This window comes from Tardiphaga sp. 619_E2_N8_4 (assembly GCF_051810905.1).
In the GTDB taxonomy this organism is placed as follows: Bacteria; Pseudomonadota; Alphaproteobacteria; order Rhizobiales; family Xanthobacteraceae; genus Tardiphaga; species Tardiphaga robiniae.
Genome location: NZ_JBPWQJ010000001.1, coordinates 3,159,845 through 3,175,342 on the forward strand (window position 1 = coordinate 3,159,845; position 15,498 = coordinate 3,175,342).

14 protein-coding genes are annotated in these 15,498 nt (G+C 63.6%); 8 read left to right on the plus strand and 6 right to left on the minus strand.

Annotated elements, in window-relative coordinates; all coding sequences use genetic code 11:
• Window positions 1–24: 24 nt before the first annotated feature.
• From AB8A23_RS15055 to AB8A23_RS15080, 6 genes are all read left to right on the plus strand, one after another.
• Entirely contained in the window at window positions 25–1,389 is a 1,365-nt protein-coding gene (locus AB8A23_RS15055) for an amidase (protein WP_439059235.1), read from the plus strand.
• Between the two features lie 82 nt (window positions 1,390–1,471).
• On the plus strand, window positions 1,472–2,161 hold the full coding sequence (locus AB8A23_RS15060) for a DUF2848 domain-containing protein (protein ID WP_439059233.1): 690 nt from the start codon (window positions 1,472–1,474) through the stop codon (window positions 2,159–2,161).
• Window positions 2,162–2,479: 318 nt separating this feature from the next.
• Window positions 2,480–3,226: a 2OG-Fe(II) oxygenase gene (locus AB8A23_RS15065; RefSeq protein WP_439059231.1), complete on the plus strand. Its 747-nt coding sequence runs from the start codon at window positions 2,480–2,482 to the stop codon at window positions 3,224–3,226.
• A 21-nt stretch (window positions 3,227–3,247) separates the two neighbouring features.
• A complete protein-coding gene (gene alkB / locus AB8A23_RS15070; RefSeq protein ID WP_439059229.1) occupies window positions 3,248–3,898 on the plus strand; it encodes a DNA oxidative demethylase AlkB in 651 nt (216 codons plus the stop codon).
• 81 nt (window positions 3,899–3,979) lie between these two features.
• Window positions 3,980–5,224 carry an MFS transporter gene (locus tag AB8A23_RS15075; protein WP_439059227.1) on the plus strand — a complete coding sequence of 415 codons (1,245 nt, stop codon included), beginning with the start codon at window positions 3,980–3,982 and terminating at the stop codon, window positions 5,222–5,224.
• Between the two features lie 110 nt (window positions 5,225–5,334).
• Window positions 5,335–6,552: an ABC transporter substrate-binding protein gene (locus AB8A23_RS15080; RefSeq protein ID WP_439059225.1), complete on the plus strand. Its 1,218-nt coding sequence runs from the start codon at window positions 5,335–5,337 to the stop codon at window positions 6,550–6,552.
• A gap of 236 nt (window positions 6,553–6,788) precedes the next feature.
• Here AB8A23_RS15080 and AB8A23_RS15085 read toward each other — a convergent pair whose 3' ends face one another.
• From AB8A23_RS15085 to hpaH, 6 genes are all read right to left on the minus strand, one after another.
• A complete protein-coding gene (locus AB8A23_RS15085) occupies window positions 6,789–8,417 on the minus strand; it encodes a thiamine pyrophosphate-dependent enzyme (protein ID WP_439059223.1) in 1,629 nt (542 codons plus the stop codon).
• Window positions 8,418–8,432: 15 nt separating this feature from the next.
• On the minus strand, window positions 8,433–9,302 hold the full coding sequence (locus AB8A23_RS15090) for a fumarylacetoacetate hydrolase family protein (RefSeq protein ID WP_439059221.1): 870 nt from the start codon (window positions 9,300–9,302) through the stop codon (window positions 8,433–8,435).
• Window positions 9,303–9,443: 141 nt separating this feature from the next.
• A complete protein-coding gene (gene hpaD, locus AB8A23_RS15095; RefSeq protein ID WP_439059219.1) occupies window positions 9,444–10,427 on the minus strand; it encodes a 3,4-dihydroxyphenylacetate 2,3-dioxygenase in 984 nt (327 codons plus the stop codon).
• A 174-nt stretch (window positions 10,428–10,601) separates the two neighbouring features.
• Window positions 10,602–12,143 carry a 5-carboxymethyl-2-hydroxymuconate semialdehyde dehydrogenase gene (gene hpaE / locus AB8A23_RS15100; RefSeq protein WP_439059217.1) on the minus strand — a complete coding sequence of 514 codons (1,542 nt, stop codon included), beginning with the start codon at window positions 12,141–12,143 and terminating at the stop codon, window positions 10,602–10,604.
• The gene (locus AB8A23_RS15105) at window positions 12,136–12,534 is read right to left on the minus strand and encodes a 5-carboxymethyl-2-hydroxymuconate Delta-isomerase (RefSeq protein ID WP_439059215.1); all 399 of its coding nucleotides are present in this window, start codon (window positions 12,532–12,534) and stop codon (window positions 12,136–12,138) included. The genes hpaE and AB8A23_RS15105 overlap by 8 nt, the downstream gene beginning before the upstream one ends.
• A 16-nt stretch (window positions 12,535–12,550) precedes the next feature.
• Window positions 12,551–13,357 carry a 2-oxo-hept-4-ene-1,7-dioate hydratase gene (gene hpaH / locus AB8A23_RS15110; RefSeq protein ID WP_439059213.1) on the minus strand — a complete coding sequence of 269 codons (807 nt, stop codon included), beginning with the start codon at window positions 13,355–13,357 and terminating at the stop codon, window positions 12,551–12,553.
• Window positions 13,358–13,494: 137 nt separating this feature from the next.
• Between hpaH and hpaR the strand changes: the two genes are divergently transcribed.
• Window positions 13,495–14,016 carry a homoprotocatechuate degradation operon regulator HpaR gene (gene hpaR / locus AB8A23_RS15115; RefSeq protein ID WP_439059211.1) on the plus strand — a complete coding sequence of 174 codons (522 nt, stop codon included), beginning with the start codon at window positions 13,495–13,497 and terminating at the stop codon, window positions 14,014–14,016.
• 159 nt (window positions 14,017–14,175) lie between these two features.
• Window positions 14,176–15,324 carry an ABC transporter substrate-binding protein gene (locus AB8A23_RS15120; RefSeq protein WP_089265093.1) on the plus strand — a complete coding sequence of 383 codons (1,149 nt, stop codon included), beginning with the start codon at window positions 14,176–14,178 and terminating at the stop codon, window positions 15,322–15,324.
• Window positions 15,325–15,498: the final 174 nt, after the last annotated feature.

Sequence of the window (15,498 nt, forward strand, 5' to 3'; positions counted from 1 at the left end):
CAAGACACACAGGATGCCGCGACCATGAGCAACGACTTCCACCAGACCGCACCGACCCTCGCCAGCCTGGCCGCCGCCCTTGCCGCCGGTCGGACCACGTCCCGCAAACTGGTCGAAGCCTGTCTGGCCAAAATCGCCGATCCGAACGGCGAGGGCGAGCGCACCTTCATTCACGTCGACAAGGATGCAGCTCTGGCCGCCGCCGATGCCATGGACGCGCTGCGCAAGGCCAATGCCGCGCCGTCGCGCTTTGCCGGCATTCCGATCTCCATCAAGGACCTGTTCGACATCAAGGGGCAGGTGACCCGCGCCGGTTCGCGCGCGCTGGACGATTCCGCGCCGGCCGATGCTGATGCCCCCACCGTCGCGCGTCTGCGCCGCGCCGGCTTCGTGGTGATCGGCCGCACCAACATGGTCGAATTCGCCTATTCGGGCATCGGCACCAATCCGCATTACGGCACGCCGAAGGGGGCGTGGAAGCGCGAGGTCGGCCATGTGCCCGGCGGCTCGTCCTCCGGTGCCGCCGTCTCCGTGCTCGATGGCATGGCGCATGCGGCGCTGGGCACCGACACCGGCGGTTCCTGCCGCATTCCCGCGGCCTTCAACGGCATCGTCGGCTACAAGCCGACGCAGCGCCGCGTGCCGCTCGATGGCGCCGTGCCGCTGTCCTTTACGCTCGACAGCATCGGCCCGCTCGCACGCTCGGTCGCCTGCTGCGCGGCGATGGATGCTGTGCTGGCCGGCGAACCGGAATTTGAGCTCACGCCGCGCCCGATCAAGGGCATGCGCCTTGCTGTACCGACCACCATGGCGATGGACGATCTCGATCCGGTCGTCGCCTCGGCTTTCGAACGCGCGCTGAAGAAGCTCGCCGACAAGGGCGCGATCATCGAGCGCATCGAAGTGCCTGAGTTCAACGACATCGGACCGATGAGCACCAAGGGTGGCTTTACGGCTGCTGAATCCTATGCCTGGCATCGCTATCTCCTGGCCAGCAAGGGCGACGTCTATGATCCCAGAGTCGCGCTGCGTATCCAGCGCGGCGAAACCCAGAACGCCGCCGATTATCTCGACCTGCTGCCGATGCGCCGTTCGTTGATCGCGCGGACCGAAAAGCGCATCGCGCCTTACGATGCGCTGGTGTTGCCGACCTGCGCGATCACGCCGCCGTCGATTGCCGACATGGCCGACGACAAGGTGTTCTCCAAGCAGAACCTGATGGCGCTGCGCAACTGCACGCTGATCAACATGATCGACGGCTGCGCCATCTCGCTGCCGATCTCGGCCGCGGACGAAGCGCCTGTCGGCCTGATGCTGGCAGCCGCCGGCGGCGCCGACCGCCGCATCTTCGAACTCGCCGCGGGGATGGAGACGCTCGTTCGTGGCTGATGTTTTCTAACCTCTCCCCGCAGGCGGGGAGAGGGAGCGCGACGCCGGAGCTCACTTTCAATTGCAAGCAAGGAAGAACCATATGACCACCGAGATCGCGTTCACGCTGGACGCAAAAGGCACCAAGACGCCGCTGACGCTCAAGATCACGCAAGGCGTCATCGCCGGCTGGACCGGCCGCGATCCCGTCGCGCGCGATCATCACATCAAGGAACTCGAGGCGCTCGGCATCGCGCCGCCGGCCTCGACGCCGATCTACTATCGCTGCTCGGCGCGCCGCTTCACCACCGATGGCATGATCGAATGCACCGACGAGAATTCGTCGGGCGAAGTCGAGTTCTGCCTGTTCGCGTCAGGCGGCAAGACCTATGTCGGCGTCGGCTCCGACCACACTGATCGCAAGGTCGAGACCTACAACATCACCGTGTCGAAGCAGATGTGCGACAAGCCGATCGCGCCGGTGGTGTGGGAGCTCTCCGAACTGCTTCCGCATTGGGACCAGATCATCCTGCGCTCCTGGGCGACCATCAAGGGCGAGAAGGTGCTGTATCAGGAGGGCCTGCTGAGCGGCATGCTGCCGGTGGCCGAACTGATCAAGAAAGGTTTCGACAGCGACAAGCTGCCCGACGGCACCGCCATGTTCGGCGGTACGTTTGCAGCCAAGGGCGGCATCCGCCCGGCCGATCGTTTCGATTACGAGATCGAAGATCCCGTGCTGAAGCGCAAGATCAGCCATGGGTATGATGTGAAGACGTTGCCGGTGGTGGGCTGAAGTTCCTAACCTCTCCCCGCATTGCGGGGAGAGGTCGATCCGGCGAAGCGCAGCGCAGCCGGAGCGGGTGAGGGGCGGTCACCGTCGTCACCACGCGCGCGCGCTCTCGGGTCTCCCGTCCTTCGATCCGATGGTTCTGCGCCTGTCTTTTCTCTCCTGCCTCGCCCCTCACCCGGCCGGCTTCGCCGTCCGACCTCTCCCCGCAAAGAGCGGGGAGAGGTTAGGGGCCGGAAATCGGGTGGCTTCACCCGCCCATCTCCCCAAAATGGCCAACAGGCCATGACAACATGATCGCGGCCGGATGACGGAGGCGATGACATGGTTTCACTCGCGAAGAAGCGCCCGGAAAACAATGACGCCGCGCCGCAGTCGCGCGTCGACGCCATCGACTGGCAGCGTATCTCTGCCGATCTCGACGCGCAGGGCTGCGCCGTCTTCGACAAACTGCTCACCGCCGATGAGTGCCGTCACCTCGCATCGCTCTATCCCGACGATCCCCGTTTCCGCAGCCGCATCGTCATGGGCCGCCACGGCTTCGGCCGCGGCGAATACAAGTATTTCAATTATCCGCTGCCCGATCCGATCGCCGGCCTGCGTCCGGCGCTCTACGGACCATTGAGCACGATCGCCAATCGCTGGAACGAGGCGATGGGGATCGACGTGCGCTTTCCCGCCGATCACGCCGCATTCCTCAAACGCTGTCATGAGGCCGGCCAGACGCGGCCGACGCCGCTGCTGCTGCAATATGAGGCCGGTGACTACAATTGCCTGCATCAGGATCTCTATGGCGAGCACGTGTTTCCGCTGCAGGTCGCGATCCTGCTGTCGGCGCCACGTGAGGATTTCACCGGCGGAGAATTCGTGTTGACGGAGCAGCGTCCGCGCATGCAGTCGCGCGCCGAAGTGGTAGACTTGCGGCAGGGCGATGCCGTGGTGTTCGCCGTGCATCACCGGCCGGTTGCCGGCACGCGCGGCAGCTACCGCGTCAATCTGCGCCATGGCGTCAGCCGCGTGAAGTCGGGCCGGCGCCATACGCTCGGGGTGATCTTTCACGATGCGAAGTGACGGGACGACTGAACAACCGCGATGACCGACCTGTTCGCCGATATCAGGGATGACCAGCCCGCGTGCGAAGAGCTTGCCGAGGGAGCCGTTCTGCTGCGCAACTTCTTCGCGGCCGAACAGCCGGATGTGATCGCGGCGCTGCGCCTTATCGTGAAGGCGGCGCCGTTCCGCCATCTGGTCACGCCGGGCGGTCACACCATGTCGGTCGCGATGACCAATTGCGGCCGTGTCGGATGGGTGTCTGACGCACGCGGTTATCGCTACGACCCCGTCGATCCCGACAGCGGCATGCCATGGCCCGAGATGCCGGCGCCGTTTCGCGATCTCGCCGCACGCGCGGCGGTTCGTGCCGGCTTCGATGCCTTCATGCCGGACGCCTGCCTGATCAACCGCTACAAACCCGGCGCCAAACTCTCGCTGCACCAGGACAAGGACGAGCTGGATCTCGGCGCGCCCATCGTCTCTGTCTCGCTCGGCCTGCCGGCGACCTTCCTGTTCGGCGGTCTCACACGGAGCGCGCCGCAGAAGCGCTATCGTCTGACCCATGGCGATGTCGTGGTCTGGGGCGGCCCGTCGCGGCTGGCCTATCATGGCGTTGCACCGCTGCCGGACGGCGAACATCCGGTCATGGGCGGCCAGCGCATCAACCTGACCTTCCGCAAGACCTGTTGAACGAGACCTGTTGAACGCCGCGCGTTGAACGCTTTCCTTGGCTGCCGCGACCATTCTATGGTCGGACGGGGCGAGGGGACCATGAGCGAGCAGGAACGAACCGGCACACAGGCCGCCACCAGCAATGGCGCGGGCGTCTATCTCGCCGTGCTGCAACTGGTCTTTACGCTCGGCTGGGTCACCTATGTGATCTATCTGCCGAAGCTTGCCGCCGATGTCGGCATTGCCCCCACCGTCGTGATTGTCATCCTGATGCTCGATCAGGCGATCTTCACCGTCACCGATACGGCGATGGGCCTGGTCGCTGACAGGATCACGCGCGTGGTCGGGCGGCTCGGTCTCATTGTCGGCATCCTGACCGCAGTGTCCTGCGCAGCCTTCGTCGCGCTGCCTTTCGTTGCCGGGCAGGGACCGAAGGCGCAAGTCGCGCTGATCGCATTGATCGTGATCTGGTCGGCGACATCCTCCGCCTTGCGCGCGCCGCCGCTAACATTGCTCGGCAAATATGCGGCGCGCCCGTCGCGGCCGTTTCTCGCTGCGCTGGCCATGCTCGGCTATGGCGTCGCCGGTGCGCTGGCGCCCTATCTCGGCGCAACATTGCGCGGCGTCGATCCGCGGCTGCCTTTCGTTGTTGCCGGCGTGGTCTTGCTGATCGTGACGTTGGCGCTGTCGCGCGTCGAGCGCGGCCTCGTGCAGGTCAGCGCGCGTGAAGCGAAGGCCTCGCCGGCGCAAGGCAAGGCGCTCGGCCGCATGCCCATACTGTTCATCGCTGCGATGGTCATCCTTGCGTTTGGTTTCCAATTGCATTTCAGCATCAACAGCGCGCCGATGTTCCTGCGCTTCGCCAAGCCGGCCGATCTGGAATGGCTGATGCCGATATTCTGGATCGGCTTCAACATTGCGATGTTTCCGGCCAGCGCGGTGGTCAAGCGTCAGGGCGGCATCGTCGTCATTGGCGCCGCCGGATTGCTCGGCGCGCTTGCGGTGATCGGCGCGGAGTTCGCTGTGAATCTCAACATGCTGATCGCTGCGCAATTCATCGCAGGCGCCGCATGGGGCTGCATGATGATGAGCGCGGTGTCGGCGGCGATGGCGATCGGCGAGACCGGCGCGGAAGGCAAGGTCATCGGTCTTGTCTTCTCGGCGCTCGCGCTCGCGACTTTCGCACGCATGGCCGCGGTCGCCGGCGGATTGCAGAAGCTGCCGGACTATGCGCCGTTGCTGCACTGGGCGCCCGTCGCATGCTGGGCGGTCGCCGGTGCTGGACTACTGGCGCTTGCTGCGGTTCGGTGGCAGCGGCGGAGCGCATCGATACCAGTCGTCTGATGCTTTCCGCGCGTCGGAATTCGATTTAATCGGTCGATTAAATTTTGCTGGCCAAGGCATTCGGCCGCCATTACGCTTTCCTCAATAAAAACCAGAACGAGGAAACGACAATGACCCGAATGGGCATATTGGCTGCCATTGCTCTTGCTTGCCTGAACGGTTCGGCGCTTGCCGAACCCATCACCAAGCCTCTCACCATCGCCGTACTGAACGACAAGAGTTCGGTGTTCTCCGATGCCGGCGGCACCGGCAGCGTGGTTGCGGCGCAGCTTGCGATCGACGATGTCGGCGGCAAGGTGCGCGGCCTGCCGGTGAAACTGCTCGGGCCAGATCATCAGAACAAGACCGATATCGGCGTGTCGCTGGCGCGCGATCTCTACGATCAGCAGGGCGTCGATGCGATCTTCGACATCGGCAATTCGGCGATCTCGCTGGCCGTGCAGAACATGGCGCGCGAGCGCGGCAAGGTGCTGGTGCATGTCGGCTCGGCCACGGCGGACGTATTCGGCAAGCAATGCGCGCCGACCGCTGCGATGTGGCTCTACGACACCTATTCGCTGGCGCAGGGCATCGCCAAGGCGGTGGTCAAGCAGGGCGGCGACACCTGGTATTTCATCACGGCGGATTACGCGTTCGGTATCGCCATGCAGGCGGAAGTCTCGAAAGTGGTGGAAGCTGCCGGCGGCAAGGTGCTCGGCGCGGTGAAGCATCCGGTCGGGACGATGGATTTCTCGTCCTTCCTGCTGCAGGCGCAATCCTCCGGCGCCAAGGTGATCGCGCTGGCCAATGCCTCGGGCGACACCGTCACCAATATCAAGCAGGCGCGCGAATTCCAGATCGGCGAAGGCAAACAGAAGCTCGCCGTGCTGATCTTCTATCTCACCTCGGTGAAGGCGCTCGGCTCGGAAGCGACGCAGGGCGTGCAGTATCTCGAGGGCTATTACTGGGACAATGATGATGCGAGCCGCGCCTTCGGCAAACGCTTCATGGCCAAGCACGGCAAGATGCCGACCCATGCTCAGGCCGGCGTCTATAGCGCCGTGAAGCATTATCTGCGCGCTGCGGAAGCCGCCAACGAGAATGACGGGTTGAAGGTGATGCGTCAGATGAAGGCGATGCCGGTCGACGACTTCTTCGCGCCGGGCGCCCGCGTGCGCGAGGACGGCCGGCTGATGAACGATATGCTGCTGGCAGAAGTGAAGAAGCCGTCGGAGGTCAAAGGCGAGTGGGACCTGCTCACCATCAAGGGCAAGGTGAAGGCGGAAGACATCATGCGCCCGATTGCGGATGGCGGATGCACGCTGCTGGATCCGCCGGTGAAGCAGTAACGCGTCGACCTCTCCCCGCATTTGCGGGGAGAGGTCGACGCGCCTTTCGATGCGCAGCATCGAGGGGCGCGGCGGGTGAGGGGCATCCACTGCAGTCGCTGCGAACTATTCCTCTCGGATCGCACATCTTCGATCCGAGAGGTTGAACATGTGTCCTCTTTCTTGCCTCGCCCCTCACCCGACCGACTTCGCTGCGCTACGCCGGTCGACCTCTCCCCGCGCAGAGCGGGGAGAGGTTAAGCTGGCTTCTTCGGATGAATGAACGCCCACGGACTCACTTCCGAGTCTCTCGGCACATCCACCGCGATCAGGTACGGCCCGCCGTCCGCAAGCGCCTTCTCCAGCGCCGGCTTGAACTCCGCCGGTGACGTTACTCTGATAGCACCGACGCCGAACGATTCCGCCAGCCTGACGAAATCCGGATTGACCAGATCGGCGGCGACCACGCGGCCGTCGAACACCTGCAACTGGTCGCGCCGCACATTGCCATAGGCATTGTTGTTGAACACCAGCGTCACCACGCCGATCTTGAACTGCACGGCCGTCGCCAGTTCCTGCACCGCGAACATGAAGCCGCCATCGCCGGTGATCGCTACCACCGGCCGGTCCGGATGCGCCACCTTGGCGCCGAGCGCGGTGGGAAAGCCGGAGCCGAGCGTGCCCTGATAGCCTGAGGTGATGAAGGTGCGCGGCTGATAGACCGGGAAGCCGAACCATGAGGTGAAGCCGACCTGCGACAGTTCGTCGGTGACGATGGCATTGTCCGGCAGCACGTCGCGCAGGATGTCGAGATAGGCCATCTGCGGCTGGATCGCCTGGATATCTTTCTGCGCTTTCGCCGAGGCTGCGCGGATCGTCTCGCGCCGCCCGGCCGTCTTCGTATATCCGGCCTTGCTTACGGCGGCGACCAGCGCGCGCGTTCCTTCTGTCGCATCGGCAACGATCGGCGCATCGACCGTGAGCCGTCGGAATTCGACGGGATCGATATCGATGCGGATAGACTTCAGCCCCTCCGGCCGGAACGGCCAGCGGAACGTGGTCGGCAATTCCATCCGCGAGCCGATGCCGATCATGAGATCGGTCTGCGGCCACAGATTGTAGGCGGCGGCCATGGTGAGGCCGAGCTCATGGGCATTGCTGACGATGCCGCGGCCAGAGCGGAACGCGACCACCGGCGCGTCGATCATCTCCGCGAGTGCGAGGATATCGTCGCCTGCGTCCATCGCGCCCGCGCCGACGAAGATCATCGGCGATTTGCTCCCCTTGATCAGCGCGGCGGCGGCCTTGATGCGATCAGGATCGGGCGAGGGAGCGGCGAACGGTTCAAGCGTCGTCGCTGCAGCGGTTTCCGCGCGCTGCGTGAACACATCCCATGGCATTTCCAGCGCCACCGGGCCGCGGCGGCCGGACATCATTTCCTGAAATCCGCGTCCCACCTTGGTCGGCGCATCCGCGGGATAGTCGATACGGTCGGCCCATTTCACGAAACTGCGGAGTGTTGCAAGCTGGTCCGGCATCTCATGCAGATGGCCGCGGCCCTTGCCGAGATAGTCCGATGGCACCTGACCGGTGAGGCACATCACCGGCTCGTTGCAGCCGAAGGCGGTCAGCATCGCCGCGCTGGCATTGAGAATGCCTGGGCCGGGCACCACGCTAAACACGCCGGGCTTGCCGGAGGCGCGGGCATAGCCGAACGCCATATAGCCGCAGGCCTGTTCGTGGCGCGCGCCGATGACGTTCAGCTTCGCCTGATGAAAGGCGTCGAACAGACCATAGACCTGCGCGCCGGGCAGGCCGAACACCGTATCAACGCCATGTGCCTTGAGCCCGCTGACGATGGCTTCGCCACCGGTGAGAACAGTCATGCGTATTCCAATCCGTTAGTGTTCGTCGACGACGCCATTGCGCAGCGTGCCGATGCCGTCCGCCTTGATCTCGATTACATCGCCGGGGACAAGATAGCGTGGCGGATCGAAGCGCGCACCGGCGCCGGTCGGCGTGCCGGTGACGATCACGTCGCCGGGCACGAGGGTCGTGAAGGTCGAGATATAGCTCAGGAGATAGCGGAAGCCGAACATCAGCCGCGAGGTGCGATCGTCCTGCCGCAGCTCGCCATTCACATGCGTGGTGAGGCGGATATCGGCGATCTGGCTCTCGTCGGTATAGGGCACGATCCACGGCCCAAGGCTGCCGGTGGAGTCGAAATTCTTGCCTTGGGTGACGTTGAACTTGGCGTGCCGCACCCAGTCGCGGATGGTGCCTTCGTTGCAGAGCGTCAGCGCAGCGATGTGGTCCAGCGCATCGCCCTCGGCGATGTGGCGCCCGGCCTTGCCGATCACCAGCACCACTTCGCCTTCATAGTCGAGCTGCCTGGATACGCGCGGCCGCACCAGCGGCGTATCGTGTCCGACGAAGGAGCGCGGCGTGCGCATGAAGATCGAGGGATATTTCGGCGCGTCCTGGCCGTCCTTGTATTCGGCGTTGCGGTCCGGATAGTTGACGCCGATGCAGATGATCTTTTCCGGGGCGGGGATCGGCGGCTGCCAGGTGATGCTCTCCAGTGCAAAATCCGCAGGCTGGTTGGCCGCGGCATCGGCGAGGCGATGCAAGGCGCCATGCGCGATGGCTTCGCGCAGCGTCGGATAATCCCCGCCGTAGCGCGCCGACAGATCGACGATCCCATCGTCAGTGACGGCGCCGTATTTTAGCGTGCCGTTGACGGTGAAGGTGGCGAGGCGGGAGTGGGTCATCGCGCACTCACCTCACATGCTGTTGTCATCACCCGCGAAAGCGGGTGATCCAGTATCCGGCGCTGCCCGTGTTCAATCATTGTTGTCTCCGTTTACTGGATCGCCCGGTCAAGCCGGGCGATGACAGGGGAGTATGTCGCCTCAATCCGCAATCGTCACATCAGCCACAAACGCCGGCTCACGCACGGCCTGCCCATTGAATGGCGAACCCTGTTCGAACCACGAGCGCGGCGCAGGCGCGCCCCACAGGGTCTGGCGGCGCGGGTCCTTCAGCGACCAGCGCAGCGGCTCGTGATCGGTGTCCATGGTCTGGTAGTCTGACGTGTAGAGTTCGAGCCGATGCCCGTCGGGATCGCGCACATAGAGGAAGAACGCATTGGAGATGCCGTGGCGGCCGGGGCCACGTTCGAGGTTCTTCAGATAGCCCGATGACGCCATGACGTCGCAGAGATGCAGGATGTTCATCGCGGTCGGCACCCAATAGGCGAAGTGGTGCAGCCGCGGTCCCTTGCCATTGGTGATGGCGAAGTCGTGCACATTGCCCTTGCGATGCATCCAAGCCGCGGCGATGCGGCCATTGTCGCCGTCCTCTTCGCCATATTCTGTTAGCCGGAAGCCGAGCCGCGCATAGAAGTCGACGGTGTCCTGCACCTCGGCGGCGAAGACGTTGAAATGATCGAGCCGCTGCGGATGGCAACCCTTGTAGAGATCGAAGCGGCGCAGCAGATGCGGCCGCTTGTCCATCGTCGCATAAAGTTCGATCTGGAAGCCGAACGGATCGGTGACATGCATCGTGCGGCCCTGAAACGGGCGATCGACGAAGGAATAGGTGACCCCGTTGGCGGCGAACCAGGAGGCGGCCTTGTCGAGATCGTTCTCGCTGGCGACGCGGAAGCCGAGCCGGTGACAGGCGGCCGTAGCCGCCTTGCGCAGCACCAGCGAGTGATGCTGGTGCTCCTCGACGGCGCGCAGATAGACGGTGTCGCTGTCGGCGTCCTCGACATGCAGGCCGACCGCATTCTCATAGAAGGCGCGGCTGGCCTTGAGATCGACGATATCCAGCACGACGTGGCTGGAGCGCAGGATGTTGAAGGGCGGATCGAACACGTGGGTCGGCACGGGCATGGGCGTTTCCTGCGTTTTTATCTCGTCATTCCGGGGCGCGTGCGCACTAGCGCACGTGAACCCGGAATCCCGATATGTTCATCACTTCTCGATGCCGGGCGGTTCAGAGGGGGATGAACCGCACGAGATTCCGGGTTCACGTGCGTAAGGGCGCACGTGCCCCGGAATGACAGTCTAGATACCAAGTCTCTGTATCTTGTGCGTCCCGCGCGCGAGCGAGACGTGTTTGGTTTCCATGTAGAACTCGAACGAATAATCCCCGCCATCCCTTCCAATGCCGGAGGCTTTCATGCCGCCGAAGGGCGTCGGCAGGTGGCGGACATTTTCTGAATTGAGCCAGATCATGCCGGCCTCCAGCGCGTCGGCCACGCGCAGCGCACGGCCCACATCATTGGTCCAGACATAGCCGGTGAGGCCGTATTGCACGGCATTGGCGATCTCAATGGCTTCAGCTTCGTTGCTGAACGGGATCACCGTGAGGAACGGGCCGAACACTTCCTCTTGTGCCACGCGCATGTCCTTGTGCGCGCCAGTCACCAGCGTCGGCTGCACGTAATGTCCGCCGCCGGGGCCGTCATAAGGCTTGCCGCCGACGGCGATGGTCGCGCCGTCCTGCCGCGCGATGTCGAAATAGCTGCAGACCTTTGCGTGATGCCGCTCATGGATCAGCGGACCGACTTCGGTCCGGGGATCGAGCGGATGCCCGACCTTCAGTGCCTGCACGCGGGCGGTAAGCTTCTCGATGAATGTATCGGCAATGCTCGCCTGCACCAGCAACCGACTGGACGATGTACAGCGCTCGCCATTCAGCGAGTAGATCATGAACACCACGGCATCGAGCGCGCGGTCCAGATCGGCATCGTCGAACACGATCACCGGATTCTTGCCGCCGAGTTCGAAATGCACGCGCTTCAGCGTCGGCGCGCCCTGCGCCATGATCGCGGAGCCGGTGGCGCTTTCGCCGACAAAGGCGATGGCCTTGATGGCGGGATGCTCGGTCAGTGCCTTGCCGGACTCTTCGCCGAAGCCGTGCACGGTGTTCAGCACGCCGTCGGGAAGTCCGGCCTGTTTGGCGAGCTTGGCGAGGAGATCCGCCGTGACCGGCGACCATTCGGCCGGCTTGTGCACCACCGTGCAGCCGGCAGCGAGCGCCGGCGCGATCTTCCAGGTGGAGAGCATGAACGGAGTGTTCCATGGCGTGATGACACCGACCGGGCCGATCGGCACGCGCGTCGAGACATTCCAGTGCTCATCCGCTGGCATGTTCTGGCCGTCGCGCGCCTCCAGGCATTTGTCGGCATAGAAGCGGAAATTCTCGGCGCCGCGGATCGCGGCCTTGGCCATGAAGCGATGCGCCTGGCCGGTGTCGATACATTCCAGCACCGCGATGTCGTCGGCATTGTCCTCGATGGCATCGGCGACGCGATGCAGCAGCTTCTTGCGCGCGGTCGGCGCCATGTCGCGCCATTCTCTGAAGGCGCGATGGGCGGCCTTGGCGGCACTGTCGATATCCGCTGCCGTGCCGCGCGCGACCTGTGCCAGCACGGTGCCATCGATGGGCGATGTCGTCTCGAACACCTCACCCGACGAGGATGGCACGATCCGGCCATCGATGATATTGCCGATGCCGTCGGACGCGAGTTTTTTCAGCAGCGGCGCGGCGCGCTCGGTGTTGGCCTGAAGGACAGCGGCGGGATCGGCAGGGGTCTTAGCCATTGTTGGCCTCGGCTTTCAGCAGGTCGTGAATGGGATTGCGCTTCCAGCTCGTGGCGCTGTCGTTGATCTGTATGTCGAAGGACAGCGCAAATCGGCCGCTGGCGAAAACATTGTCGAGATGGGTCGAGACCACATCGAAGATATGCGCACCGGCCGTCTGGCGAGCCTCGAGCGAGCGGCCTTCGCCGATCCGCAGCAGGATATCGAGAAAGCTGAGGCCGGCGCGGCCGTCGGCGATGGCATAATGCTCGCAGCGGATCGCGCGGACGCGGATGCCGCCGAGCGGAAAGATGCCGGTCTGCACCGCAGCATTGCGGATGACCTCGCAGAGCGCGCTGATATCGATCGCGCCGTCGAGATTGGCCGAATATTCGATGGTGAAATGCGGCATTGTGCGTGATCCCTGTTCAGCCGAAGTAGCAGCTCACGGTGCCCCATGGGCCATAGTCCGCCTGGATCGTGTCGCCTTTGCGGGTCTCGATGGGGCGAATGAACGAGCCGGCGAGAACGACCTGACCGGGTTCCAGCGCTAGCCCATGCGGCGCGATCTTGTTGGCCAGCCAGGCGACGCTGGTGGCGGGATGATTCAGCACACCAGCGGCCAGGCCGGTTTCTTCGAGCTGGCCGTTGCGATGGCACATGGCGCCGACCCAGCGCAGGTCAGTCTCCAGTGGCCGCATCGGTCGGCCGCCGAGCACGATGCCGGCATTGGCCGCATTGTCGGCGATGGTATCGAGGATCTTTCGCGTGGCTTTCGTCGCCACATCGACGCGCTCGACGCGGGTATCGAGAATTTCCAGCGCTGGGACCACGAAGTCGGTGGCATTGAGCACGTCGAACATCGTGCAGTCCGGGCCTGTGAGCCGCGTCTTCATCACGAAAGCCAGTTCGGCCTCGACGCGGGTGGCGATGAAGCGATCGGTGGGAACGATGCCGCCATCGGCGAAGAACATGTCGTCGAGCAGCACGCCGGAATCCGGCTCGTCGATATTCAGCGCGCTCTGCATCGCCTTGGAGGTGAGACCGATCTTGTGGCCGCGCACGATGCGGCCTTCACCGGTCTTGATTGCAATCCAGGCTTTCTGAATCGCGTAGGAATCGTCGATGGTGATGCCGGGATGATCCAGCGACAGTTGCCGGATCTGCGTCCGCGTCTTCTCGGCGTGATGCAGGCGCTGCGCCGCGCTTGATATGTCTGAAGAGGTGAGTGCCATCGCGTCGTCATCCCGCGCAGAAAAGCCGCGCGGAAAACCGATTAACATGTTAAGTTGTTGCGATCAAACCCTGGACGTGACAATTCGATTGTGCGTTGCACACTGCGGTGCGCCAGAATCATCCTATAGAGGCGACCATGACGACAGCTTCAAAGCCACGGACCGCCGCCAGGGCCGCCGCGAAAATCCCCATGCGCGACTTCTCGCAGTCGCTGCCGATGTCGCTGCTGCGAACGCGGGAATCGGTGATGCGACATTTTCGACCATCGCTTCGCGCGCATGATCTCACCGAACAGCAATGGCGTATCCTGCGCGCGCTCGCGGCGTCGGGCGAGATCGAGGTGACGGAACTCGCGCGGGTCGCCTTCCTGCTGGGGCCGAGCCTGTCGCGCATCCTGCGTGATCTCGAAGGGCGCAAGCTGATCGAGCGGCGCTTGCTGAAGGCCGATTTGCGCCGCAGCATTGTTTCGATCACGTCAAAGGGATTGAAATTGATCGAGGCCGTCGCGCCCACATCGGAGGCAATCTATGCCGAGATGACGAAGCGCTTCGGCGCGCGCAAATTGTCGGACCTGCAGGCCCTGTTGCATCAGCTGGAAGCTGCGCTGCTGGCCATGCCTGCTGCCGATGGGGCGGAAGACGATGACGCTGGTGAATAGCTGATCTGCATATTTTTGCGGCAAGGCCGCCGCACGTCACGCGAACGTTAATTCGTCGTACGAATTTCGCTGGGCTGTAGACAGGAGAAGAATTTTTCGCTCAACTCCCGCCATCAAAAGAAGGCTGGCGCTCAAGTCCGGCCTCTTAGGGAGAGAACGATGACGCTCACGAGACGTGGATTCACGGCAGGATTGGCCGCTGGTCTGACCGCCCCCTACATCATTGGCAGCGCGCGCGCCCAGGGCGGCGGAACGATCAAGATCGGCATGTGCGCGCCGATCACGGGACCGGCTGCGGAAGCGGGCAAATATGCGACCGGAGGCGCCAAGCTTGCGGTCGAGGCCATCAACAAGGCGGGCGGCATTCTCGGCAAACAGATCGAACTGATCATCGAGGACGATCAGACCACCAATCCCGGCATCGTGCTGGCCTTCTCCAAGCTTGCTGCCAATCCCGACATCGTCGGTTTCCTCGGTTCGATCCGCTCGACTCAGGTGCATGCGATGGCGCCCGACGTGCTCAAACTCGGCAAGCCTGTGATGTTCGGCGGTACCGATCCGAACCTCACCAAGCTCGGCAATCCCTGGCTGTTCCGCTTCCGCCCGAATGACAGCTATTCCGGCCGCGTCATCGCCGAATACGGCGTCAAGAATCTCGACAAGAAGAAGTGGGCCGTGCTGCATTCGACCGATGCCTTCGGCACCGCGGGCGGCAAGGCACTGACCGAAGCGCTCGGGCCGCTGGGTGCAACCGTCGCGCTCGATCAGGGCTATGCCAATCAGAGCCAGGATTTCACGCCGGTGGTGCTCGCGATCAAGCAGTCCGGTGCCGACATTCTCGGCTCCTATTTCACCTTCGAGAACGATCTCGGCATTTTTGCCCGCCAGCTGCGACAGCTCGGCGTCAACATTCCGTGGGTCGGTTCGCCCTCGATCGTCAACGTCACCGCATTGAAGCTCGCCGGTCCCGCGCTCTACGGCACCTATGGCGTCGCCGATTACGCGGAAGATTCCTCCGAGGCGTCGAAGGCCTTCGGCAAGGCCTATCGCGATGCCTACAAGGTTGCACCGGATAACCAGAGCTCGTGGCCGTATGATGCCATCAACGTGCTGGCGACGGCGATCAAGAATGCCGGCTCGACCGATCCGCAGAAGATCCGCGAGGCGATCCTCACGGTCAAGAAATATCCGGGAGCCGAAGGCGAATACAACTTCGACAAGAACGGCGACGGCCTGCACGGCTACAACATCGTGAAGAACGAGAAGGGCAACATCGTCTTCGACAAGCACATCGAATTCGATAACTGACGGCGAGGGCCGTCGACCAACGGCCTAAATCGTCATCCCGGGGCACGCGCGTCTTCGGCGCGTGAACCGCCGCACCATTGTCATTCCGGGGCGCGAGCGCCGCCAGGCGGTCGCGAACCCGGAATCCCGAAATGTTCAGCGCCTGTTGCCGCGCTCACCATGTCGAGATTCCGG

Coding starts and splice junctions, on each gene's coding strand:
- AB8A23_RS15120 (WP_089265093.1), top strand. CDS start 14,176: ATGACGCTCACGAGACGTGGATTCACGGCAGGATTGGCCGCTGGTCTG.
- AB8A23_RS15085 (WP_439059223.1), bottom strand. CDS start 8,417: ATGACTGTTCTCACCGGTGGCGAAGCCATCGTCAGCGGGCTCAAGGCA.
- hpaR (WP_439059211.1), top strand. CDS start 13,495: ATGACGACAGCTTCAAAGCCACGGACCGCCGCCAGGGCCGCCGCGAAA.
- AB8A23_RS15065 (WP_439059231.1), top strand. CDS start 2,480: ATGGTTTCACTCGCGAAGAAGCGCCCGGAAAACAATGACGCCGCGCCG.
- hpaH (WP_439059213.1), bottom strand. CDS start 13,357: ATGGCACTCACCTCTTCAGACATATCAAGCGCGGCGCAGCGCCTGCAT.
- AB8A23_RS15105 (WP_439059215.1), bottom strand. CDS start 12,534: ATGCCGCATTTCACCATCGAATATTCGGCCAATCTCGACGGCGCGATC.
- AB8A23_RS15080 (WP_439059225.1), top strand. CDS start 5,335: ATGACCCGAATGGGCATATTGGCTGCCATTGCTCTTGCTTGCCTGAAC.
- hpaD (WP_439059219.1), bottom strand. CDS start 10,427: ATGCCCGTGCCGACCCACGTGTTCGATCCGCCCTTCAACATCCTGCGC.
- AB8A23_RS15090 (WP_439059221.1), bottom strand. CDS start 9,302: ATGACCCACTCCCGCCTCGCCACCTTCACCGTCAACGGCACGCTAAAA.
- AB8A23_RS15055 (WP_439059235.1), top strand. CDS start 25: ATGAGCAACGACTTCCACCAGACCGCACCGACCCTCGCCAGCCTGGCC.
- alkB (WP_439059229.1), top strand. CDS start 3,248: ATGACCGACCTGTTCGCCGATATCAGGGATGACCAGCCCGCGTGCGAA.
- AB8A23_RS15060 (WP_439059233.1), top strand. CDS start 1,472: ATGACCACCGAGATCGCGTTCACGCTGGACGCAAAAGGCACCAAGACG.
- AB8A23_RS15075 (WP_439059227.1), top strand. CDS start 3,980: ATGAGCGAGCAGGAACGAACCGGCACACAGGCCGCCACCAGCAATGGC.
- hpaE (WP_439059217.1), bottom strand. CDS start 12,143: ATGGCTAAGACCCCTGCCGATCCCGCCGCTGTCCTTCAGGCCAACACC.